Origin of the sequence: Serratia marcescens (assembly GCF_001902635.1) — a bacterium.
Taxonomy (GTDB): domain Bacteria; phylum Pseudomonadota; class Gammaproteobacteria; order Enterobacterales; family Enterobacteriaceae; genus Serratia; species Serratia marcescens_F.
Genome location: NZ_MJAO01000030.1, coordinates 29788 through 53652, shown reverse-complemented (window position 1 = coordinate 53652; position 23865 = coordinate 29788). Strand labels below are relative to the sequence as shown.

The following is a 23865-nucleotide window of genomic DNA, read 5'->3' as shown; positions in this document are numbered from 1 at the left end:
TCCGAGTCCGGGCACCATATTTAGAAGAACCCGCCGATGGCGGGTTTTTCGCTTTCTGGGGTACGGACTCTCCATCGAACTACGTTCGATTATTCGGCCAAAGGCCTCACCCTGCGGGCCAGCGCTAGCTATCCAACCATCGCCATAGCGTTTTGTCGACTCTCGTTTCTTGCAGGGTCAACCGCCTTTTTCTCATGCGCCTGGCATGTTGCAAAAATGGGCACACTTGCGCATATTGATAATGCCAGCAATAAAACATCTCTACTTAAACCCAGCGCCAGGTTGTTATCATTATTCATTAGAAACAATGAAAAACGGCTACTGCGTGACAGGTTGTTTAATGAAGTTTGGGTTGAACATGGCCTGAAAGCATCGAATAACAACCTGAATAATTATGTCTCCGGCCTGCGCAAATCATTGGCGCAGTGTGGTGTAGAAGACATTATCGTGACCTATCCCCGCCAGGGATTCAAATTCAGCGCCGCTAACATTCATGAGGTGGATGTAGAAAAGGAGGAATATAATAAAAATGATGATAGTAAACAGGAATACGCGACTCTCCAACCGTCAGAAAGTAAACATCCGGGCCTACGGCGTTCGCTACAGAGATTAGTGATGATCATGGCGGCTTGCTTGGTGCCTTTTGCCGCCGTCGTACTGTATCAAAACAGCACACGCATTAATGTTTATCCGCTCGGAAGTTACGAGAATTGCCAAATCTACAGCATGACATTAGGCCGTAGTAATTTAAGTAAAATAAAACAAATAATACAAGCCGTCGGTTTCAGCTGCCAAACTCACGCCGATGTTTATTACTACGATAATATCCGCAATGAGGGCGAGGGAAAAAACGAACAATGGCTTACCTATTGCCCAAAGGCCGGCAACAGCCCCTGTATCAAAAACTATATCGATAACCAACAACCTTAAATTCCACAATATTTCCCCCAAGGGCATCAAACCATCTCCCCGGCGCTGCCGGGGGGAATTATTCTCCACTCGTAGCGCAAACGAAAAATGGAGCATAGTTACCGCTAAAGAGGTAATGGCGGTGGTCGATTTGTTCAATATGCCAATGCAGTATCGGCGCCGACATCGGTAATCGCCGATTCAGCTCGTCTTCCGCTAAGCTATCCTGCGGTTTTTTTGAATGTCTCCTTCAGGCGCAACGTGTAATTCTCACCTTGCTTGTGGTAATCCATCGTCAGAACGCGGTCGACAACATAGCGGGTGCCACCGTCAAAGACGCTACCGTTAAGCTGCAAAGCAACGCCTCTCGGCCCATGGGGCACTACGCTTATCAACAGCGCTCCCTGTATAAGTCTGTCGGAAACCTGATCGGTTAAGCGCAGTACCGCTCGGCATTCCGGCACTCGGGGCTTAAGCAACAGAAAATACCCCGAAATCCCGTAACATAACGCCGCCGCCATCAGTAGAAGAAGATAGCCATAACGCCGCATGCGACTACTGCGCCCAGTGTTCATAATAATTCTCACATTGCACCTTGCCAGTGGCCATTTCAGCCTGCGGGCAGTAATAGAAATAAGAGGCTCTGACCAACCCCAACGTGTTCGGTGCAACCGATTTACTGTCGTAATACAAAACGGTCGCTGGCACATTACAGGGGATATTTTTTTGTTCTAACAGGCTTTTCAGGCGCCCCAGGTCCACCTCGCCGAGCGAAGAGAACGCCTTACGCAGAATCGAAATGGTGTTGTTGAGGTTGTTGCCTGAAGCGACCTGGTCATGTGCCTCCCACACCTGCGTCAGCAGCGTTTCGCGGGAAAGCACCAGGTTATTGTTGCGCACCAGAGCGGAATTTCGCTGCCGATATCACACGGCTGCCTACACCGGATCAACCTGGGCAGCCATGCCTTACCGGGTTGCCGTAACCGAGCCTTACCGCAGCCAAGAAACTTACGAGCGTTCGCGCGATCGCACTACATGCTACAGCCTGGCGTGTATTTGATCTGAATAATGCACGATGAACGATCGCTGAAAGCCGAATGAAAAAACGCCGCAAACGTTCAGTTAAATTGGCCGCTAAATTTTGACGGCACTTAAATCACCTCGCTCTCGTAATACTCAATATCAACGGGCATGCCCGACATTGAATAACCGCAGATCGATGAACACAGCCGCGATTAATACGGTGCTAAAACGTATCAGCATGATAGCCGGGCGATCCACCGGCATACCCTAAATACCCATCCTCATTAGCCAGGGTTTTAATACTGTCCGGGCCGCGATGCCGTTAATCCATGCGGATAAAAACTGCACTGACGGCACAATCACTGTGCACAGCATTCAGACGGAAGGCGGAAAATGATGCAGGGGTATGTCAATGACATTGATGGCCTTTCTAAACAGACAAAGCCCCTTGGATAACGGGAACGCCAGCTCGGCCCGGCACGGCTGAGAGGCCGTAAAATAGCGGCGCGGGGGTCAACTCCCCCCATGCTCTCATAAGCAAATTTCCATTAAATAGATGGCGGCAACGCTCTCAGTGAAAGCCCACCGATCGGGCAGTTGTTTCAAATTAGAAACTTACGAAACCATTATTGCAAATGATATTTGTTACCATTAAAATGGTTCATAAGCAAATTGAATGAATGGCAGGCTGTGCAGTGAAAAGCGGACTTCGGAAAAGGTCGGTATCCTGAACATCATTGGGAGGGCGGTAGCGTGTTTATTCATCACAGACTGGATAACCGATATCGATAAATATGGCCCCGTAATTCATTTCCCGTTTTGACATCAGCCGCCGGCACCGGAAACAGGCAAATACCGGGCGATAATAAAGCCGCCCCCTCGCACAGTGACCGGCCAAAGCACATGAAACCGACATCACCTGAGCCGGCTTTTCATATGCGAATACCGCTGACCGCTAAAGCATGCAGCGGTAACGCTAAGAACCGCCACCGGCAAGGCCGTTGACAACCCGCACAGGCGGTGACGTGTCCGGCAAATCAGGCAACGCCGGGAAAATAGAATCTGCCGGCCAGGAACCGTCGGCAAGTGATGAATCATTTTATTATCGGGTACCGTGAGCACCCGAGAGCAAATCGTAAAAACACACTATAAATATTATAGTTAATACTAGAAAAACCAAGGATGTAATCTATGAAAGTTCTTGTCACTGGCGGCAATGGATTTATTGGTCAGCATGTGGTGCAACAACTGCTAAATAAAAATCATGCTGTCGCCATTTTCGATAGAAAACTGAAGAGTGACAACCTCACCCCCCAAGACAGAGTCGAGTATGTATATGGTTCTATTACCGACCCTGCCGCCATTCATCAGGCAATGTCAGAAGTCGATGGCTTTATACATTTAGCCGGCGTTTTGGGAACGCAGGAAACGATCAAAAGCCCGGAATCTGCTGTTAAAACAAACATCGTCGGCGGAATGAATGTACTGGAAGCCGCCGCGCACTATGCTGTCCCTGGCGTGAATATCACAGTGGGCAACTGGTGGATGAATAACACCTACTCCATCACAAAAAATATGATGGAACGTTTTGTTCAGATGTACAATACGGAAAGAGGGACTCAGATTTCGAATATTCGAATTGTGAACACATATGGTCCTGGACAATCCGTTGCCGCTCCCTTTGGGACAAGCAGTGTACGAAAAATCATGCCATCATTTATTTGCCGGGCGCTGACAGGACGGGATATTGAAATCTACGGTGATGGCCGGCAAGTCTCTGACATTGTTTACGTTGAAGATGTCGCCAAGATCATTGTTCTGGAACTGGAATCAGTGATGAAAACCGGGGCGAGAGAACACTGCCTTGAGATTGGCTCCAATAGCCCGCTCACCGTTCTGGAAGTGGCAGAGTTGGTGCAGAAGAATGTCGCAGATCTAGGATTCAAAAAAGTTAATATTGCCCATCTGCCAATGCGCCCAGGTGAGAATAACACCCCGCTGCTGTCGACTGACAATGAATTAAAATTAAACGATACCATCAGCGCAATGCTGCCTGCGGAGAAAAACCCGGAGCGACTTTCCTTTGCCACAAGTGCGATCGTCAGGTCGCTCAGTAACAAAGTGATTGCCAATTTGTCGACACTGTCGCATCTCGACGTTGATATCAATAGCTTTGTCTCACCAAGCGATGGGATCAAAAAGACCATTGAGTATTACTCATCACACAAAGGGAAAGCCTGGAACGACTTCAAGTAAATATTCAGACGATAATTCAGCGTGAGCAATAACGCGCCAAAAGAGCAGAATCTGTAAATCGAACACTGAAAAAACTGCAGAATAATTTTAATGCAACGATAACTAACGTTGTTACATTACCACTGGACCATAATAAAGGAATTCATAAATGGGATATCAATCGCTGTCACCTGAAGCCGCAGCTATTAAAATAAAATCCTTGATAGAAGCCCGCGGCAAGCTTACATGCTCTGAATTGGTTTTCTATGGCGGCATGACAGATGCGGCGGTACAACGAGGGATTCGCCATCTGCAGCAAGAAGGTTATCAGGAAAGCGAAAGTCTGCCCGTTAGCCATTCTGAAAGCGCGGCCACTCAGGACAAAGAAAAGATAGGCATGGAATTGAAGGTAGGGCTGCTTCCGCCAATCGGTGAGCTGGCCACCTACGAGCGAGCATTGCAATTTCTGGAAAACATATTTCACGAGCTTTCTGAGCCGGAGAGTCAGTTTAACCAAAACTTTGTCACTCCCGATACCAGCGTGCGTCGTATTTTATATGCTGCAACGCGTGACACGCTCAAAGGTAAAAAGCTTTATTTCTTAGGTGATGACGATCTGACGAGCATTGTCGCGGCATATCTTTATCCTGACGCCGACGTTTACGCGTTAGATATCGACAAACAGCTTTTATCAAGCCTGGACGCCTGCGCTCAAAAGCATGGTCTGAAGAACTTGCATACCATAGAGTATAATGCCTTCAACGAACTCCCTGCCCATCTCCGCCAACAGGCAGACTTGGTATGGTGCGATCCTTCCAAAGACGTGCTCGATGTCTTTTTACGGAACGCATCCGCACTGATCAAGGATGAGGGGGTTATTTACACCTTCGCTCAGCCGGAATATCTGCCGAAAAGCAAAAAGTTTTACGAAACAATGCTGAAGTACAATACCATCGCAACCGATGTTATTCCCAGATTTAATCAGTACTGTGGCGCAGGCCAATACTCCCGCTCTCAAGCAATTACTCGCGGTTTCCAACTTGCGTTTACAGAAAGCCTTGTCAGGCTAATCAAAGTTCCCGCCTAATCGGGCTGCTTGTAAATGATCGTGTCTATTGACGGATTGCCCGGGGTTGGTAAAACAACCCTGGGGTTACGACTCAGTGAAAAGTATAAAATCGAACATTTATCAGAACTGCTCTTGCCAGACCTGGTGCGTGAGGAATATGGCGAGCCAGACTTTATTCGCAATGATATTTATAAAATAGAACAGGCGAAAAAGTTGAGAGATTCCATTCTGGACAGATCGTTCTGCTCAACCATCTCCTTTAAAATGGCTTTGCAGGGTAAATTTAGCGTGGATGCGTTTTATAAAATTGAGAAAGAATTTTATAAAGGCCTAAATGTAAGACCTGAACTGATGATATTCATGATGTCGTCATATGAGACTTCACGATGGGGCCTCAAGAAAAGAGGGGATGAGGGGCTGTTTAACGAGGAATTCCTCTATAATTGGTGGAAAGCGTTAGAACTGGCTGCTCAGGTCATGCAGGCAGAAGGCATCAATGTTCGGCAAGTACATGAGTCAAACACGCCATTGTACAGGAGTATGCTACGTGAGCGAAAACCAGCAGAATAATATTAGAATCTCAGCAAAAGCAATTATTATTCATCACGAAAAAATCTTATTGATAAAATACCGTTCTGAATCAGATGAGTGGTTCACTCTACCTGGAGGCGGTCAATTATTTGGCGAGCCGCTCACTCAAACGCTTATCAGAGAGTGTCGCGAAGAAAGCCGTTATGAAATAACACCGGGAGAATTGGTTTTTATCAGGGAATACATTGGTAAAAATCATGAATTCGCCGATTTTGATCGTGACGTCCATCAACTAGAAATGATGTTCCTTGCTACATTGCTTGATAATGAAAGCGATATGCTCCACCTGGACATTCATTCTGACAGGCATCAAATTGCCGCACAGTGGATAGATCTGGCTGCACTGGAACAGACGCCGCTCTTCCCTGCAGCGCTGCGATCATTAATCAAAGAAAAGAAATTCCCGCCACTCTCCCCGGTGTACCTGGGTGATGTCAACTAAAAACGATGAAAATCTGCATTCTGGGGCCGTCTGGAGCCGGTAAGTCAACCATATCCCGAGCGTTGTCTGACACGCTCGGTATTCCTAATTATGAATTCGACGAGGTTTATTGGAACCTTAGCGGGCCGGTTTTCGTTAGAAACAGCGGAGATATCATGGCTCAGAAAATTAAAGGCATTCTCAATGAAGAGAGCTGGATCGTAGAGGGTGCATACGATCAAAGAATGGTTAAGATACTGAATGAATGTGACTTGATTTTGAAGGTAGAAACCCGCTACCGGCTCAGAAGCTTCAGATTAGTTAAAAGATATATACTGTCAAAATTACAAGGCAAGCAACCCACAGAAACAATACGCAACACCATTCAACTTCTTAATTTTTCATATCACTATGAAAAGAAATTGAGATTATTTCTAAAAGATAACAAGGAATACATGAGGAAGACAGTTGTCGTAACAGATTATCCTTCATGTGTTGATGCAATACGTAAGAGACAATAAAAAAGGATGCAAAGAGTATGCATATTGCTTTGGTCTATATCTCTCTGGTGATTATATGGTTGAGAATAAGCATAAACATAAAAGGAATACTGAGGCTGAGTAAAAGCAACCATCCCATAAAAGTCAGCGACACGGTAAAAAAAGAAAAACCAGAAAGCAAAGCCAAGTTATTTATAGTCATCCCTGCGCTGAATGAGCAAGAACGCATTCCTCTGTTCATCTCGCATTTAACACAGCGCCTCGCAGACCATCAAGACGCATTAACCCATGCAGTTATTGTCTGTAATGATACCGAGATAAAAAATAATAATTCCGGCCAATTTACATGGGATGTGGCTCGCGAAACGCTTGGCAAGCCGGCATATTCCTCATTCTCGTCCAGGTTTGACGTGATACGCTACGCCGGTGAGTGCAAGCGTTCTGGGCAGCTGAATTACGCATGCCAGTATCTTGCGGAAAACCATCAGCTTGCCCCACGGGACTATATCTTGTTCCTGGACGTCGATGCAGTATTAGACCGGAATTTCTTTGCGTGCGTTGCAGATTTTGTCGCCGCCGCCGAATCCGATATTGCCCAGGCCCAGTGTATCTATCATGCCGACCAGAATGACCATAGCTATGATAACATCGCGGCTCACTGGCAGAATTACTTTATGCTGTCTAATGAGCGCACAAGGTTTATACAACGCGAAGAGTTAAATGCAAAGGGAAAGGCGCTAAAGGAAAAATTCTGGTATACCGCTAATGGTTCCATTATCAAATATTCATTGATTGATTCAGTCGGTGGTTTTGCCGAAAACTGTAGCGTTGATGATCTGGCAACGTCTTGCTTGTTCTGTGCAAAAGGTTGCAGCGTGACATTACTGGATACCTTTTTACGCGTAGAACAAGTGGCCGGAGCGGCTGCCGATTTAAATCAGAAAAAATTCTGGTGTTCATCTTATCTGGAAATGTATCAGCTGCTTGATTTTAAAGCGCTAAACTGGATGCATAGGGTAAATTACATTCTATTCAGAATGTATTATCTGCTGATTTGGTGCCTGCGTGGGCCAGTTATCTTTATTCTTGGAACAAGTATTTTCATCGATAAAGGCATTTTCATTCTTAGCCTATTATCCTATGCCGCATACATCCTGAGTTCATATGCTTTCCCCTATTTCTTCATTGAGCATAAGAATCGTTTTCTAGGTAACAAGCCGGTCAAGTCCACACTCATCCTATTAGCCTATCCAATCGTTCAGTCGTTCGTTCCCTGGGTCATGCTTTTAGAACGCACATTTTCGTGCATTAAAAATAGCTTAAAAAAGAATAAGGGATGATGAATATGGCCTCTGCCAAAGTTAACGAACTGATAAATCTTTCCGCGCAAGCGTGCCACCATTTACGTGAAGTCGATATTTATGGCATCAAAGCCTTGATCCAGTGTGAAAGGGACGACTTCCTTGCTGCACTCAATGAGTATTTTTTTGCTTCATGCGCTGAGATCGGCTCACAGTCAGCGATGGACAATGTAAAGATTGTATATTCTCACAGCAATGAACTCTTTTTCCATGCTCTTAACGTTGCCGCAGAATACCGCGTCGAGAAAAGGGTTGAGTTCCACCCAGATAACTATTATGAGGTTATTTTTCAAGACGCATCGGGCGACATACTGGAGTCCAGAGGGGGTATTCGTCATCTGATACTGAGATCGGCCTCCAGACAAGAATACTGCGTTATCACACCGGACTACAAAGACAACGTACTGGAATATCAAAAGCCTGGTATTCGTCTGCTGCGTGAAATTGTGTTCAGAACATATCAATCAATAAACTATTTTCCTATTCACGCCTCCGCTTCTGGCTTTGGCTCCAGAGGCTTCCTGTTTGTCGGCGATAGCGGTGCAGGGAAAACAACGATGGCCTCTTTGCTTGCCGCTCTTGCTGATGAAGGAAAGTTCATCAGTTCAGATATTACTCTGTTGAAAAATCAGAGTGATACTGCCCATGCAGTGGGTTGGCCGGGAGGTGGGATCTCTGTAGGAGCAGGGACTCTGGCGTGCCTGAGCAGTGTTGTTCCCTCGGCATCAGACAAGAAAGACTTCAAACACCGAGAGGGGTATGTCAGAAAGGGCAAATACTTGCTCACACCGTCAGAATTCACCCAAATGTTTGCTGCGGAGTTTGATAGCCAGCTCTCGATAGATGCCATTATCTTCCCGCGCATCGTTCCTGAAGAAGACGCATGCCATCTCGCCCACTTACCGGCGAATGAAGCCTTTGAACGCGCATCCCAGCAATTGCGCAACTCGCTTTCAGACACCTACCGCTATGGGTTGGTCGATATTTTAGGCGAAGATATTCATGAAATTAACTCGCAGGCTCTCGAAAACCTGCATTCCATTATAGAAAAGATCCCTGCGTTTACGGTATCAGGTAACCCCGTCGCCATTGCGCATGCTCTTATTAACGAATGGAAATAGTCATTGCCATGGCAATTAATATTATAACTCGCCATTCCTGAGCATCAGGATAAATCAGAACCGTTTAACACCCGTGTTTATTCATTTTCAAGGAAATTTAATGAATACCTCTGCCGATATAAAAAACATGCGCGTCGCTCGTGATATTATCAAAAACTATCTCGGGAATGAGAGCCTGGATGGTTTTGACGATGTCGTTTCAGCCGACTTGCACTTCCTCGGAAAGCATAAGCTCATTCCCATCTGGTTTGACATTATATGTAAGAACGATGCAATCGGTAAACTTACCCGGCAAATGTATTATATGCTTTCGTCATATGTTGCGCATATCAGGCGCGAACAAGAAACCAAGTTATGTGAGATGTCAGCCCTTCATAACAGTTTTGACGAACATGGATTACATTATGCGGTAAGAAAAGGTCACGCTTTGACCTCTCTCTATAAAGACCCTACCCACAGAAATTACAATGACCTTGACCTTTTGATTATTGGCGCCGACATAAATCAATATCTGGAAATCCTGTATTCCCACGGGTTTGTTGAAGGCATCTATGATCACACCAACCAAAAAATCATCAACCACTCCCGATTTGATCTGATCAAATATCGCTTAAGTCCAGATCATCACCCTCATATGGTGAAGTTAGTTGACGGCGTGCCCGTCGTTGTCGATCTGGCTTTTACATCTTGTTGGCATAGCCACTCACAAGCTGATGAATTTACACTGAATAATGCCGATACAGAAATGATTGAAGGGATTCGCTGCCTTAGCGGCTCTTATCTTTACTTAGATACGATGTTCCATCTTTACCGAGAAACACGATTTATCAACTCACTTCAAGGACGCTCCCCGTTCCTTCTGAGTTATTTAGACCTTATCTTGTTGAGAAAAAATAACCCTGAACCGACATTCTCTGAGATCAGCGAACATGTAACGTTGGAACGGGATATCTCTGCACTCTTGTCAGGTGATACGGATGCTTTACTCAAGCATCAGATTACGTTGGCTGATATTAATAGTACGTCTGCGTTCAATCTATTTTCTTACATGGCGAAGAGCTTCAAGAAAGATTCAAAAGAGATGATAGAACAATTCAAATTGGCAAGCAGGGCGCAAGGATAATAAACAGCATGAAAAAAAATACGCTCCGTTGCATGCTCCCAGCTTTAACGCTCTTGCTGTTAGGGTGCAGCCAAACTGCTCATGAGAGCGAAACGGTTTTGGCTAGGCAAAATACCAGCGCCGTCTTATGGGTGCAAAACTCGGCTGAATACTATGCTTTGGTGACACAAGCATTCAATATGGCCAGATACGCCTTTGATCAGGCAGAATCCGAACCTGGAAAAAAGAAAGCGGTCGTCGTCGATATCGATGAGACCATCATGAACAATGCGCCTTATGAAGCTCATAAAGTTCAGACTGGGGAACTATACAGTAAGCGGAACTGGAATGAGTGGATTGGGAAAGAGTCCGCCAAACCGGTTCCCGGCGCAATCGTCTTCGCCAATTATGTCATCCGTCAGGGCGGTGAGGTTTTCTATGTATCGAATAGAAAACAGACTGACTATCTGCATACGATGAATAACCTTATAAAAGTAGGATTCCCTCAGGTTTCTTCTAAAACCCTGCTGCTTAGAGATGACATGGCCAATAAACAGCAGCGCTTCAATAAGATTTCCGATGCCGGTTATGACATTGTGGTTTATCTTGGCGATAACCTGGACGATTTTGGCAGTGACTTTTATCGCAAGAAGGAGTCGGCAAGAAAACGTGCAGTCAGTGAAAATGCACCAAAATTCGGCCGTCAGTTTATTATCATGCCAAATCCGATGTACGGCTCATGGGAAAACGTATTGACCGATAAATACCCGGGATTAAACGTGCAGGAGAAAACAGAGGCGCGATTAAAGCTTATCCGTGATGCGGATTACCGGAGTAAACAGCCGTAACCTTTACTTTACCTGCAGTTACAGTGATATATGTCCTGATGCAGAACGACGACTGATGCGCAAAACGCCCGGCAATCCGCGCTAAAAACGCAGCATCTCGGCCCTTATCCATTCAGGATAACTATTACAACATAAAGTATAGGGTGATGACCTTGAAAATTATAACGGCTAAAGACACAGAGCTTAATTGGCATGACATCATGCTCAAAAGCCAGGTAGTGTCGTCTCTCATTAATGGAAAAAAACAGGTTTTTGCGGTCTGCTGCTGGTCACAAAAAAAAATAGATTACATTTACTGTTATGAAGCGGCCCGGCTGTTAAATATCCCATTTATTCCTCTTCCCGCGTCAATCGAGTTCGGTGTTCTTACAAGCCTGATTAACTCCCTGCCATTTTCCGTTGCGGTTTATAAAGATGGACAAATCGATGTTTTTACCCAATCACATGATGATTCTGTGTCAGATTGGTTGGCGGTGGCGGAACTCTGTTTCTTCACGTCCGGATCGACGGGTGAAAAGAAGCTTGTTTTTCTCTCTTCTGAAAATGTCAATGCAGCGGTGCTTTCCATACAAGAAAGGCTAGATTATTGTCATGAAGACCGCGTGGTGAATTTTTTACCGATGGCCTTCGATTACGGCTTTTATCAATACTTGCTGACAAAGAATGCCGACGCGACCCTTTGCCTTGTCGATGAAGGATTGTCGATGGCCTCGGTCAGTCATATTGACAGTGTGCAGATCTCGGTATTACCTCTCGTTCCTTCGATGGTTACGGCGTTACTCTCAATGGCGGGACGACGCTTCAACGGAAGTTCGGTAAAAAAAATCACGTCAACGGGTGAGTCCATCTCAAGCGGCCTTATTACTCAAGTTACTGATTTATTTAATAACGCTAAGTTTTATACCATGTATGGCCTGACGGAATGCAAACGCGTGAGCATTTTGCTGCCGGAGGAAGCCCCCAACATCAAAGAGTCCGTGGGGCGCGCGATTTCCTGCGCGAAAGTGGTTATCGACAACCCGGATGCTCAAGGGGTGGGAGAGATTATTGTCTCTGGTAAGAATGTCGCGCTTGGGGTATTGGCATTCGCCTCTTCGGGTGAAGTGAGCAGAATCGATTTTAATGGCGTGTTAAACACCGGTGATTTAGGCTCTATCGATAACGATGGTTTCTTGTATATTGCCGGCCGGCGAGACGCGCAAATTAAGATATTGGGGCAAAGAACAAACCCCATAGAGATAGAAAATGCGGCATTATCTGTGCCCGGAGTAAAAACATGCAAGGCTTCGGCGGATGGATTAGGATGCTACTTACAGTGCATCGTTGAGGAACAGATAACGCCGCAATATATTCGCCAATCATTGTTGAAGAGACTCGGCACGATCGCCAGCAAGATCACCATTAGTATCGTTACCCACCTGGATTGGACGGCAAACTATAAATCGAAGAGGCCAGAGTGAATATTGACCATCCTACGACGCGATTTATTTATAGTCTCAAAGAAATCAAAGCGCGCTACCATGAATTAAAGCAGGTCCTTACAGATAAAACGATTTATTACTCTGTCAAGCCAAACCCACATGAAGAGATTCTGAGGTTTATTGCGAGCCTGGGATTGAGGGCGGAAGTTTCCTCACTGGGTGAACTGGATGCGGCGCTGAAGGCAGGTTTTGAGCCCTCGCTGATCGTCTATGGCGGGCCGGGAAAAACCTTCGCGGACATTTATTCCGCCGCTGAGCAAGGCGTGCGATATTTCAGCCTGGAGTCACTCACCGAACTTGAGCGGCTTGCGCGCGTTGAGGAGCTAACGGGGAACGCGCTTAACCGTATTCTGCGTATTTTCTCCCCCGGTAAAAGTGGCCGCCTGAATATGATGATGCCAAACTCAAAATTCGGCATCACGCCAGATGAAGTGAGAAGGTACATATCTGAGCATGACGTCGCTGTATATGGCATCCACATTTATAATGGTACTCAGGTTGATGAAAACAACTTTAGGGCATCTATTTATCAAACGAACAAACTGGCTGAAGAAATAGAGTCGATTATTGGTTATCGATTGCAGTATGTGAACTATGGCGGCGGTTTAGCGTGGCCATTTATGCAATCAGGCATGTCGCCGATTTCATCGGAAACGGTGGCAGGCGTTTTGACCGATGTCGAGGCATGTTTTGAGTTTGGCCGATATTTGGTTGCCTCCTGCGGCACTTTTGAAACTGAAGTTTTAGACGTCAAGGAGCGTGACGGTCAGCAAATACTGATCGTCAGCGCTGGGGTGAACATACTGAATGGATTATCGGCCAGCGGGCGTCTGATGCGGCACCAGCCGGGTTTTTACGTCGCAGAGGGCAAGCATGGTGAGGCGTTATTGCCCACGGCAATTTATGGCCCGCTCTGCACGCCTGCCGACTACTTCACGCTGGATACGTCATTGCCGCGGCTATGCCCCGGCGATGTCTTGAAACTGCCTAACTGCGGCGCCTATGCGGCCAACACCGGCCTGGCGAATTTTCTCCTGAGAAAACCCGCCGAGGAGATGATCGTTGACTAACAGACTTAAAAAACACGACTCGCTATTGCAGAGCTTCACCCTGGAGTACTTCCAGCGCTGCGATCATCAGGGAAAATTTCCCGCGGACTATTTCAAGGCATTAAAAGACAGCGACCTACTTTATCACCTCATCGTTGACCATGAGTCCGCCTGTGCATTCAGTGAAATCGCCAGCCTTATTGGCGGATTTTCTGTCTCGGCATCCCTTTGCTGGGTCATGCATAACCAACAATGCAACGCGATCCGCCAGCTGGACGAGCCGTTATACGAACGGCTGCAGGCTTCACAGTCTCTTATCGCCTCAGCAACCTCTGAATATGCAGATGCAATCAATTCGCTTGCACAAGAGAACGATCGGCTACGGGTCCTGCGTGAAGCGCCGGTATGCAGTTACCGGACGCATGCGGACTTTTTTGCAGTTTCGATGAAGTATAAAGATCAAACGGCCAGGGAACGCTACCTGGTCTTGTTGCCCAAAGCGTCGGTCACTGCTGTAGAGGGATTCCATTTAAGTAATAACCGCTCGACGTGCAGCGGCCCTATCAGTATCGACACCGTGATTGACCCGCAACAGGTGATCGGCAAGGTTTCATCGGTCTTTGCCTCCACTTTTGTGCCCATCGGGCACATAGGCTGGATGTCGTCATACAACGGCGGTCTGAGCGGTGTTCTTGCCAGGGTCAGGAACGGCGCCAGGACGCCGAAAAGCGCGTTAAAGGAGAAAGTGTCCAGTGAGCTTTTCAGCAACCGCATCGCCCAGGCCGTCGCTTTGGAATATACCAACAGGTGCCTGATTCAGGACACGCTGAATAAAAACTATGGCGCTGCCGATCATGCTCGCAGCGCGTCCCTGAATGTGATTAAAACGGAAGTGTCGCGGAATATTCGTCATGCCGCCTCTCTGCTGGAAGACGCGCTAGGCTCGAAATATGTCATGACGCCGTTTGATCCATTGGGAGCAGAGATGTTTTGTCGCGATGCTCGCTCGGCCACTCTGATGGTTCACAATGATATGTTCTATCGCGAGATTTTTGATCTATGGCTTTTGAAGCTAATTTAAATTTATTTGGAATGCAATTGAGCTGAAGTGTAGATTATGAGCATACATAAGAAAATAAAAATTAATGATTGGTTCGCCGACTGGATAAAACCCTTCAACACCCAAGGAGAGATGCCGCCAAACTCTCCCATAAAATTCATTCTTCATTATTTGAAATTGGCAAAGCTGCCTGTTCTTTTAATGTTGATACTAAGCGGTTTGGTCGCCGGCATAGAAGCCGGAATGTTTTATTTCATCGGCCGTATCATTGACATGCTTGACAAATCACCACAAGATTTGTCTGTTTTGACAAAAAATTATGGCGTCGAACTCATGATCATGGCGCTCATAATTATTTTCGCGCGAACGTTGTTTACCTGGCTGTTGTCGTTGATCCAGAACCTGACGTTTACATTAAGTTTCTGCATGATGGTTCGTTGGCAGGCTTATACCTATGTGGCCAAGCAAGGCATGGAGTTTTTCAACAACCATTTAGCCGGCTCCGTTGAACGCAAGGTGTGGGAAACCGGGGGGGCTATCGGAAATCTGGTCAACACGCTGATCCAAACCCTGTGGTTCATTATCATCTACACGCTCACCACCGTATTCCTGGTCGGTAAGACCGAACCCATGATCGGTGGGGTCTTGCTGCTATGGGTCAGTGCATATGCCGTTATTGCCTTCTTTTACGTGCCTAAGATACGTAAATATGCCGTTCAGCACTCTGATAGCGGCTCAAGAGTCAAAGGGGCTATCGTCGATAACTTCGCCAATATCATTACGCTGAAACTGTTTGGCTCTTACGGGCAAGGTTCAAGCTTTGTTAGAAATAGCTTTGATGAGTACTATTCCGATACGAAGCAGCTAAGCGGCCATATTTCTAACGCGACAAATTTGGTGACTTTGCTATCCAGCCTGATGATAGCCATGACAGCCTGGATTTCATTTGTGAGTTGGTCCAATGGCGTCCTGACCGCAGGGGCAATTGCGTTCACATTGGGCTTGGTACTGCGGTTAAACGCTATGCTTTCGGGTTTATTGGCGCAGCTTAATCAGTTAATGCGTCATGTGGGCAGTTTGCAGAGCGCGGTCAAACTCGTGGCGAAACCGCTTGTTATTACCGATGATCCCGATGCAACGGAGCTAAAAATATCGGGAGGTGGCGTCACGTTCGAAAACGTCTGTTTCGGCTATCGCGCGAGTAAGAAAACCATAAACAACTTATCTCTCACGATTAAACCGGGAGAAAAAGTCGCCATCGTTGGGCCATCCGGGGCGGGTAAGACGACCATCTTCAATTTGCTGCTGCGGCTATACGACCCGAGCGCTGGCCGAATTTTAATGGATGGGCAAGACATCGCCAAAGTGACGCAGGTTTCGCTCCACAACGCTGTCGTCGCGGTCACGCAAGACGGCGGATTAATTCACCGTTCCGTCAGGGATAATCTTGTGCTGGGCAGGGACGATGTCAGCCAGGAAGATATTGAAAAAGCGGTGAAGCTCGCCAGAGCCGATGAGTTCATCGCTGAGCTGGAAGATAAGAAGAAGCGCAAAGGACTCGATGCCTATGTTGGCGAACGGGGAATCAAGCTGTCTGGTGGTCAGCGGCAACGCATAGCGATTGCGCGCGTGATGCTAAAAGACGCTTCCATCTACCTCTTTGACGAGGCCTCCTCTGCTTTGGACAGCGAAAGCGAAGCGGCTATTCAGCAAGAGATCCTTGCAAAGATGAAAGACAAAACCGTGGTTATGATAGCTCACCGTCTCTCTACCGTAACGTCTATGGACCGGCTGATCGTTTTGCGTAAAGGAGAAATCGTAGAGCAAGGCACTCACCAGCAATTGTTGGAAATGAAAGGTATTTATAGTCGGTTATGGAAACTCCAGTCCGGCGGATATCATTGATATATAAAACCAATCTAATAATTAATGGGTATAATAATGATGATAAATATCGCACCGTTTCAATATAGCATGCTTGAGAATGAAGTCATCTCACGAGTGGGGCATAAAAACATAGGAATTATCTATGCGTTACCTGAAGATGTCCCCGAACAGCAGGTGAAGCAGGCCGTGCAAGGCATTTTTGAGTTATTCCCTGCATTAAGCAGCACCTTTGAAAAATCATCCGGAGAGTGGCAAGCCTTTCTGAAGGAACACGATATTTCCAGCCGTTATGGCGAACTGGAGTGTGATGAAAATGAATCGTTCACGGAGGCGACCAACCGCATTCTTTATGATTACAGTTGCCATCTCGACGTCGCCAATGGTCCATTAAGCCGATTTATACTTATAAAGAAAGGAGCAGAGCGTAAGATCTTATTTATCGGCAATCATCTGGTTTACGACAAGCTTTCGTTGAGAAATATAGAAGCCTGCCTGTGGAAGCTGCTTTACAATAAAACCAACGCCTTACCAAAATGCCGTTTCCTAGATTGGACTGAGGAAGTGTCTCACTATTTTTACAACGATTTCCATAACGACATTCCTTACTGGCTAGAGACCGACTGGGGGCAGTCTGCACGGGTCCCCGCATTTATTCACCAGGAAAACAAGCCGGCAACAAGGGCTAACTGGACGCAGAGGTTTTCGCCGTCAGCAAGCCAGGCGCTTCTTTCTGCGGTAGGGGGATCTGTCACATTAATCGATCTTCTGCTGGCCAAGCTCAACCTGGCCGTTTATGAGTTTACATCGTCACCGTCTCTGGCTATAGAACTGTGGAACAATGGCCGAGACTCACTCAAAGATAGATCATCCGTCGGCCCTTACGCATCTTTTTGGCCACTCTTTATTGAAAGGCCCTCGGGAACGCTATTGAATATAGCTCAGGACATTGCGGGGATAAGATCAGCGGCACCGCCTAAATACGGCTACCTGTTAGGGAAGTATAAGAAGGGAAACGCCAGGGTCAATGAGTTATTCCAGCACATTCCATCCCCACAGTTTAAAATTAATTTTATTGGGCATATTTCCAGTTCATACCAAAGTATGAATAAATTGTCACGAGTTGCCAAAATACCGTCACGGATCCCCATTGACCATTCGGCATATTCTCATATATCGCTTATTTTTTCTGTTGAAGACGGTATCGTCACTATGGACTGGTCACATTCCTCTGCCGCGTACAGAAAAGAACAACTGCAGCAAATAGCACAGATCATGACCAGCATGCCTGTTTAACCTGGCCAGAATAAAGATAGCCACAGAAACGGGACTAACGAGAAGAACGGCATGAGCTGACGACTAAAGGCGCTGATATTGGCAGTGACGGCGTTATCTTTCCGCTCTCGGAGCGCAAGATGGGTGCCCACACTGCCCTATTCGAGCCTTTGGTTTTCGCACTTGAAAACTACAGGCTGTTATCTTTACTGCTATTTAAAGCCTCGGTAATGTTGCGCGGAGTCTTGAATGTTTCCGCCCCCAACAACGCATCCGGGATCACAACATCAAAAAAACTTTCAAGCTGCAGAACCAATCGCACCAACGTCATGCTATCAATCCCGCTTTCGTCCAATTTATCATCTGGCTGTACAGTAATGTCGGGTACAAGAATGGAGATCTGCTCGCAAACTTCCTTTACGTCTATCATCATCTAAACTCTTATATTAGAAATAATCCGGAATATTGTGATTGGTGATAAAAAATTGGTCAAGCTATTGCCGCACAATATCACTGTACAGGTTTTGTGACAAGACGCTAAAGTCGCTGAGAGTGAGCAATCAAACTATCAACCGGATTCGGCGCATATAAGTGCACGCCGAAATCTTTTATCACACGGTGATAAGATAACAGCCGATAAATAAACGCCTGATCCCTTGTTATCAGCCCGCCGCCTCATTATAAATGCGGCACCCACACCGGCCTGGAATACAAAACGCCCGATGAGATTCATCGGGCGTTATAAGACTGAAAAGCGCCAACCAAGATCCTAACTCGTCAGCGCTTATCCTGAACGAGATTATTTCAGCGCTACGCGGATCACATCGTCCGGCGCAGTGGCTTCTTTCGCCTGCTTGACGCTGACGTACAGCGTCTGGCCGTCCGGCGACAGTGCCAGGCTGTTCGGATGGGTCGGCGTTTTGATGGTGTTCAGCACCTTGTAACTCTTGGCGTCGATCACGCTCACTTCGCCCGCCTGACGGTGGGTCACATACACTTCATTGCGCGTTGGGTTAAACAGCACCGCCATCGATTCCGGCGCGTCGATCTTGCTCAGGATCTTGCCGTTGCGGGTATCCACCACCAGCACCTGCGGCTGCTTGGAATCGGTGATGAACGCACGATGGCTCGCGGTATCCAGGCTGATGTTCAGGAAGAAGTGTTCTTTGGATTCATCCAGCTTCTTGCGCGACAGCACCTTGTTGCTCTGGGTGTCGATGGTCACCAGCTCGCCATCGGCGTTGGTGACGTACAGGCGTTTGGCGGCGGCGTCCAGCGCCAGGCCGGTGCCGTATTTGCCGGTGTCGGCCACAGTGGCACGCAGGGTCAGATCATTGCCGTCCACCACCCACACCACGCTGGAATCGCCCAGCCCGGTGATGTACAGGGTATTGCTGTCGGCATCCACCACCAGCTCGCGTGGATCCAGCGGCTTCACGGTCTCAGAAGGTTTACGCGCATCCAGCACCAGGCGGCCCTTTACCTCACCGGTCTTGGCGTCGATGGCGGTCACCGAGTAATTGACGGTGTTGCCAAAGAACAACGTGCCGGTCTTGGCGTTGATAGCGGCGCCAAACGGTTTGACATCGTTATGAATAATCTGGGTCACATCCAGCGTGGTCGGATCCAGGCGGTACACGATGCCCCCCTTGTCCAGCTTGCGGCTCTGCGACGTCGCCAGATAAAGTGCGTTTTCGCTCGGGCTGTAAGCCATTTCATAGGCGCCCTTGCCTACCGGTTTACGCAGCACTTCCAGCGCGGTCTGCGCCAGCAGCGTGTTAGAGAACAGCAGCGTAGACAGCAGCATCAGCGGAAATGCCGCACGTTTTCCCTTGGTGATCAAAGTATTCATCGAAATCTCCTTATATCCTTCCTACTTACAGCTGCATCGGCGTTGGCTGCGCTCGCTCGCCCCAGTCACTTACCGGAGTAAGCTCTTGAGGCTCATGCTCTTGCCGCCTTGATGCAACTGCAATTATTTTGGATATGGCTCAAAATAGCGGCCTTTTCTGTCAAACCAGGCGGCCGCCCTCTTCTCATTATTAAAATCAGGCTTTCTCTTCGGAAAGCAGCGTCCACCAGCTGTCGATGGTCGGGTTGCGCGCCAGGGCGATAAAGTCGATATCGCCGCGGAACTTGCGCCAACGGGTCGCCAATTCCATGATGCGCACCGAGTCCAACCCGTAATCGATCAGGTTTTCGTCGTTGCCCATGTCTTCGCTGTCTTCATCCAGCAGCGGCAGAATTTGCTGACGCAGCGCGTCGATGCTGGCGATACCTACCGCCGGCAGCAGAGACGCGGTAGTCACTACCCGCCCGCAGCGGCCGGCGGTGTAGCGCAGCGCCATCAGGTGTTCGTCACGCGAGAAATCCGCCAGGCCGTCTGCCACCATGAACGGTTGGATGTTGCGCATGAAGGCGTCGATGGCGGTGGTCAGGCAGCCGATGTGCGCATACACGCCGCAGATAATCAGCTGATCGCGGCCGGATTCCTGCAGGATCTCCTGCAGCGGCGAACGGTGGAAGGCGCTGTAACGCCATTTCACCAGCACCGTGTCGTCTTCGTCCGGTGCCAGCGCAGCGGTCACCGCCTGCTGCTCAGGGTGTTTGTTCAGGCCCGGCCCCCACATGTCGTTCAACAGCGCGCGATCTTCATCGCTCTGCTGGTTCGGCTGCGCGGTATAGAACACCGGAATGCCCTGCTGTTTGCAGTAGCGACGCAGGTTGGCGATGTTCTCCACCACCTGTTTAATCAGCGCGCTGTCTTCGCCCCAGAAATTGAGGAAATACTGCTGCATGTCGTGGATCAGCAGCGCGGCGCGCTGCGGTTCTACCTGCCAGGTGACTTTATTTTGCGGCAGTTCGTCCGCCGTCGGCAGCGCGTAGTCATTAAGTTTTGGAATGGCCATCGATTAATCTCCCTGAGCCTGAGTCTGTAGTTGCGCGTCGAGCTGCTGGCGCAGCCGTTTTTTGTCCACTTTGCCGACCGGTGTCAGCGGCAGGCTGTCCACCTGAATAAAGCGATCCGGCAGCTTGAAGTCCGCCACGCCCTGCTCGCGCAGGTGGCGGCGCAGCACCACCGGTTTCAGCGGCACGTTGGCGATGATATAGGCGCAGCTCTTCTCCCCCATCAGCGCGTCCGGCATCGACACCAGCGCGGCGTTGATCACTTCAGGGTGGCGCAGCAGCAGGTTCTCGATCTCCTCGGCGGCGATCTTCTCCCCGCCGCGGTTGATCTGGTCTTTCTGCCGCCCTTGCACGGTGATATAGCCGTCTTCGCTGATGCTGATCAGATCGCCGGAGCAGTAGAAACCGTCGGCGTCAAAGGCGTCGGCGTTGTGCGCCGGGCTCTGGTAGTAACCGCGGAAGGTATAAGGCCCGCGCGTCATCAGCCGCCCAACCTCGCCCGCCGGCAACGGATTGCCGTCGTCATCCGCCACCCAGACCTCGTCGTCCGGCGACATCGGCCGCCCTTGCGTCGTCAGGATGTGGCGTTCGTCGTCGTCCAGCCGGGTGTAGTTCACCAGCCCTTCCGCCATGCCGAACACCTGCTGCAGTTGGCAGCCGATTTCGTTTTGAATGCGCGCCGCCAGCGTCTCGCCCAGCTTGGCACCGCCCACCTGCAGCAGTTTCAGGCTGGCGAGCTGTGCGTTGCCGCCCCACTCTTCGATCGCCTGCAGCCACAGCGTCACCGCCGGCGGCACCAGCGCCGTCACGTTGATTTGATGCTGTTCGATCAGGCGGAAGCACTGCCCGGCGTCCGGATCGGCGGCGAACACCACCAGCCCGGCGCCATAAAACACGCCCAGAACGCCCGGCGAGCTCATCGGGTAGTTGTGCGCCACCGGCAGCGCGCACAGATAGCGGGTCTGCGCGTCGAAACGGCAGATCTCCACGCTGCGGCGAATGCTGTAGTAGTAGTCGTTGTGGGTACGCGGGATCAGCTTCGGCGTACCGGTACTGCCGCCGGAAAGCTGGAAGAACGCCACCCGATCGGCGGCAGAAGGCTGCGCGACAAAACCGTCGCACGCTTCTTCCAACCAGGCGGCCAGCGCCAGCTCGCCCTCGGCCTGGCTGCGCAGCGCCACGACCCGCAGCGAAGGATGCGCGTCGCGGAAGGCGTTCAGGAATTGATCGTCGGCAAACAGCGCATGCTGGCGATCGGCGATCAGCAGCGCCGGTTTGATCTGCTCGGCATAGGCGTTCAGCTCGCTGCGCTGATGGCTGAACAACGCGTTGACCGGCGCCACGCCAATCTTCAGCAGCGCGAAGAACACGATATAAAATTCCACCACGTTGCCCAGCTGCACCAGCGCGGTGTCGCCGGATTTCACGCCGCGGCGCATCAGAGCGGCCGCCAGGCGGTCGGAACGCTGCTCCAGCTCGCGGTAGGTCAGGCTGCCTTGGGCGTCGATCATCGCCGTAGCGTCGTTGTTCGCCTGACGTTCGAGGATCTCGGTCAGCGGCTTGTCAGTCCAGTAGCCGCGTTCGCGGTAGCGGCTGGCGAACTCCGCCGGCCAGGGGGTAAAGGCAATGCTCATCTTGTCGTTATCCTTGATTCATACCAAAGGCACGCAGAATGGTGCTGAGTTTGGTGCCTGTTTCATGCCATTCAGATTCGGGTGAAGAGTCCGCCACGATGCCGGCGCCGGCAAACAGCCGCACCCGGTTACCGTCAACGGTACCGCAGCGGATGGTGACCACCCACTCGCCGTTGCCTTCGTCGTCGCACCAGCCGACGATGCCGCCGAACAGGCCGCGATCGAACGGCTCCAGCTTGCCGATCAGAGCATGCGCCTGCGGGGTCGGCATGCCGCACAGCGCCGGCGTCGGGTGCAGCAGGCAGGCCAGCGACAGGGCATTTTCGTCAGGTGAAGCCGCCTCGCCATCGATCGGCGTGGAGAGATGCCACAGCGTGGTGGTGGTCAGCAGTTCAGGGGATTGCGGCACGTTCAGGTAGCGGCAGCGGCTGGCCAGCACGTCACGCATGCTCTCGGTGACGATACGATGTTCGTGGCGATCTTTCGCCGAGGCCATCAGCCGTTCTCCCACTTCGCGATCGCGCTGCGGGTCGGCCTCGCGCCGAGCGGAACCGGCCAGCGGGTTGGAATAGAAGCGGCCACCGTTCTGGCGCAATAGTAGCTCCGGGCTGGCGCCCAGCAGCGCGCCCTGCTCCAGCGGCACATGGAAATGGAAACCATGAGGGTTCTGGGCGATCACGCGCGCCATCAGCGCGTGGCGATCCACCGGCTGGCGCGTTTCGATCTCCAACAGGCGTGACAAGACCACTTTATCCAGTTCACCGGCCTTCATCGCGTCGACGGCATCACTGACCATTTCCATGAACGGCTGCTGCGGCGGCAACTCCGTCACGCCGGCGAGCTCCGGCCCATTCGCCGCCGGCCGAACGCCGGCCATGAAGACGGCGCGATCAAACCAGCGGCTCTGCTGTGGAATAAACAGTGCCGAAGGCTGTCGGGTATCGAACGGGATGGCGCCGCACAGCAGCGGTTTTTTGATGCCTGCCTGACGAGCCTCGGCAAACGCCTGCCGTACGCAGCGCTGGAACTCGCCGTTCAGATCGGCGCCATCCGCGGCCGGCAGGCTAAGGCGGCTGAAACAACCGGTGGTGGTCAGGCTGCGGAAAGGAGAGGTAAAGAAGAAGCCCGATGCAGGGGAAAAATCAGCGGTAAACCGCTGATCTTCGCGTGCCTGCACTTCCTTTCGATTGATGTCATTCACGGCAGTATCCATCGCTTCACCCTCAATGATTTTAACTGATAACCAATATAATAATGATTATCATTTGAGTTTATTCCGCGCTAAATTACTCGCCGATATTTGCCATGTCAATAAACGTAAGCACTTCTTTCATTTCGAAATCATGACATAAACGCTGTGGGTTTTACGCATGCCGATGATAAGCCAGGCTACGC

The 23865-nt window shown here is 49.6% G+C and carries 21 protein-coding genes; 15 read left to right on the top strand and 6 right to left on the bottom strand.

Features of this window, described 5'->3' with window-relative positions:
- The first annotated feature begins 36 nt into the window (after positions 1-36).
- Complete coding sequence (locus tag BHU62_RS21945) at positions 37-930, top strand: winged helix-turn-helix domain-containing protein (RefSeq protein ID WP_236720703.1); 894 nt, start codon at positions 37-39, stop codon at positions 928-930.
- 534 nt (positions 931-1464) lie between these two features.
- On the opposite strand, the gene BHU62_RS21935 is transcribed toward BHU62_RS21945, so the two are convergent.
- Complete coding sequence (locus BHU62_RS21935; protein WP_073534554.1) at positions 1465-1809, bottom strand: winged helix-turn-helix domain-containing protein; 345 nt, start codon at positions 1807-1809, stop codon at positions 1465-1467.
- A gap of 1314 nt (positions 1810-3123) precedes the next feature.
- Between BHU62_RS21935 and BHU62_RS21930 the strand changes: the two genes are divergently transcribed.
- The 14 genes from BHU62_RS21930 (at position 3124) to BHU62_RS21865 (ending at position 17950) form a co-directional block, all read left to right on the top strand.
- Positions 3124-4188 carry an NAD-dependent epimerase/dehydratase family protein gene (locus BHU62_RS21930; RefSeq protein ID WP_073534553.1) on the top strand — a complete coding sequence of 355 codons (1065 nt, stop codon included), beginning with the start codon at positions 3124-3126 and terminating at the stop codon, positions 4186-4188.
- A gap of 148 nt (positions 4189-4336) precedes the next feature.
- Entirely contained in the window at positions 4337-5254 is a 918-nt protein-coding gene (locus BHU62_RS21925; RefSeq protein WP_073534552.1) for a bis-aminopropyl spermidine synthase family protein, read from the top strand.
- 15 nt (positions 5255-5269) lie between these two features.
- Positions 5270-5806 (top strand): AAA family ATPase, encoded by a 537-nt coding sequence (locus tag BHU62_RS21920; protein WP_073534551.1) that lies wholly within the window; start codon positions 5270-5272, stop codon positions 5804-5806.
- A complete protein-coding gene (locus tag BHU62_RS21915; RefSeq protein WP_201788376.1) occupies positions 5784-6269 on the top strand; it encodes an NUDIX domain-containing protein in 486 nt (161 codons plus the stop codon). Before BHU62_RS21920 ends, BHU62_RS21915 begins: the two co-directional genes overlap by 23 nt.
- A 155-nt stretch (positions 6270-6424) precedes the next feature.
- Entirely contained in the window at positions 6425-6769 is a 345-nt protein-coding gene (locus tag BHU62_RS21910; RefSeq protein ID WP_236720702.1) for a hypothetical protein, read from the top strand.
- Positions 6770-6786: 17 nt separating this feature from the next.
- Positions 6787-8088 (top strand): glycosyltransferase, encoded by a 1302-nt coding sequence (locus tag BHU62_RS21905; RefSeq protein ID WP_073534548.1) that lies wholly within the window; start codon positions 6787-6789, stop codon positions 8086-8088.
- A complete protein-coding gene (locus BHU62_RS21900) occupies positions 8085-9230 on the top strand; it encodes a hypothetical protein (protein ID WP_073534547.1) in 1146 nt (381 codons plus the stop codon). Before BHU62_RS21905 ends, BHU62_RS21900 begins: the two co-directional genes overlap by 4 nt.
- A 100-nt stretch (positions 9231-9330) precedes the next feature.
- Positions 9331-10353, top strand: a complete 1023-nt coding sequence (locus BHU62_RS21895) for a nucleotidyltransferase family protein (protein ID WP_073534546.1) — start codon at positions 9331-9333, stop codon at positions 10351-10353.
- An 8-nt stretch (positions 10354-10361) separates the two neighbouring features.
- Positions 10362-11180 carry a 5'-nucleotidase, lipoprotein e(P4) family gene (locus tag BHU62_RS21890; protein ID WP_073534545.1) on the top strand — a complete coding sequence of 273 codons (819 nt, stop codon included), beginning with the start codon at positions 10362-10364 and terminating at the stop codon, positions 11178-11180.
- Positions 11181-11326: 146 nt separating this feature from the next.
- Entirely contained in the window at positions 11327-12640 is a 1314-nt protein-coding gene (locus BHU62_RS21885; protein WP_073534544.1) for an AMP-binding protein, read from the top strand.
- On the top strand, positions 12637-13731 hold the full coding sequence (locus BHU62_RS21880) for a hypothetical protein (protein ID WP_073534543.1): 1095 nt from the start codon (positions 12637-12639) through the stop codon (positions 13729-13731). Before BHU62_RS21885 ends, BHU62_RS21880 begins: the two co-directional genes overlap by 4 nt.
- Positions 13724-14791 carry a hypothetical protein gene (locus BHU62_RS21875; protein ID WP_073534542.1) on the top strand — a complete coding sequence of 356 codons (1068 nt, stop codon included), beginning with the start codon at positions 13724-13726 and terminating at the stop codon, positions 14789-14791. The genes BHU62_RS21880 and BHU62_RS21875 overlap by 8 nt, the downstream gene beginning before the upstream one ends.
- A gap of 36 nt (positions 14792-14827) precedes the next feature.
- Positions 14828-16675 (top strand): ABC transporter ATP-binding protein, encoded by a 1848-nt coding sequence (locus tag BHU62_RS21870; protein WP_073534541.1) that lies wholly within the window; start codon positions 14828-14830, stop codon positions 16673-16675.
- Between the two features lie 36 nt (positions 16676-16711).
- Positions 16712-17950: a condensation domain-containing protein gene (locus BHU62_RS21865; protein WP_171971344.1), complete on the top strand. Its 1239-nt coding sequence runs from the start codon at positions 16712-16714 to the stop codon at positions 17948-17950.
- Between the two features lie 169 nt (positions 17951-18119).
- Here the strand turns inward: BHU62_RS21865 and BHU62_RS21860 are convergent, their stop codons facing one another.
- The 5 genes from BHU62_RS21860 to BHU62_RS21840 all read right to left on the bottom strand — a co-directional run bounded on the left by BHU62_RS21860 (position 18120) and on the right by BHU62_RS21840 (position 23683).
- Complete coding sequence (locus tag BHU62_RS21860) at positions 18120-18362, bottom strand: phosphopantetheine-binding protein (RefSeq protein ID WP_073534539.1); 243 nt, start codon at positions 18360-18362, stop codon at positions 18120-18122.
- Between the two features lie 366 nt (positions 18363-18728).
- A complete protein-coding gene (locus tag BHU62_RS21855) occupies positions 18729-19736 on the bottom strand; it encodes a YncE family protein (RefSeq protein ID WP_415915718.1) in 1008 nt (335 codons plus the stop codon).
- A 241-nt stretch (positions 19737-19977) separates the two neighbouring features.
- Positions 19978-20838 carry an isochorismatase gene (locus BHU62_RS21850; RefSeq protein WP_073534537.1) on the bottom strand — a complete coding sequence of 287 codons (861 nt, stop codon included), beginning with the start codon at positions 20836-20838 and terminating at the stop codon, positions 19978-19980.
- A gap of 3 nt (positions 20839-20841) precedes the next feature.
- Entirely contained in the window at positions 20842-22470 is a 1629-nt protein-coding gene (locus tag BHU62_RS21845; protein WP_073534536.1) for a (2,3-dihydroxybenzoyl)adenylate synthase, read from the bottom strand.
- Between the two features lie 7 nt (positions 22471-22477).
- A complete protein-coding gene (locus BHU62_RS21840) occupies positions 22478-23683 on the bottom strand; it encodes an isochorismate synthase (RefSeq protein WP_073534535.1) in 1206 nt (401 codons plus the stop codon).
- Positions 23684-23865: the final 182 nt, after the last annotated feature.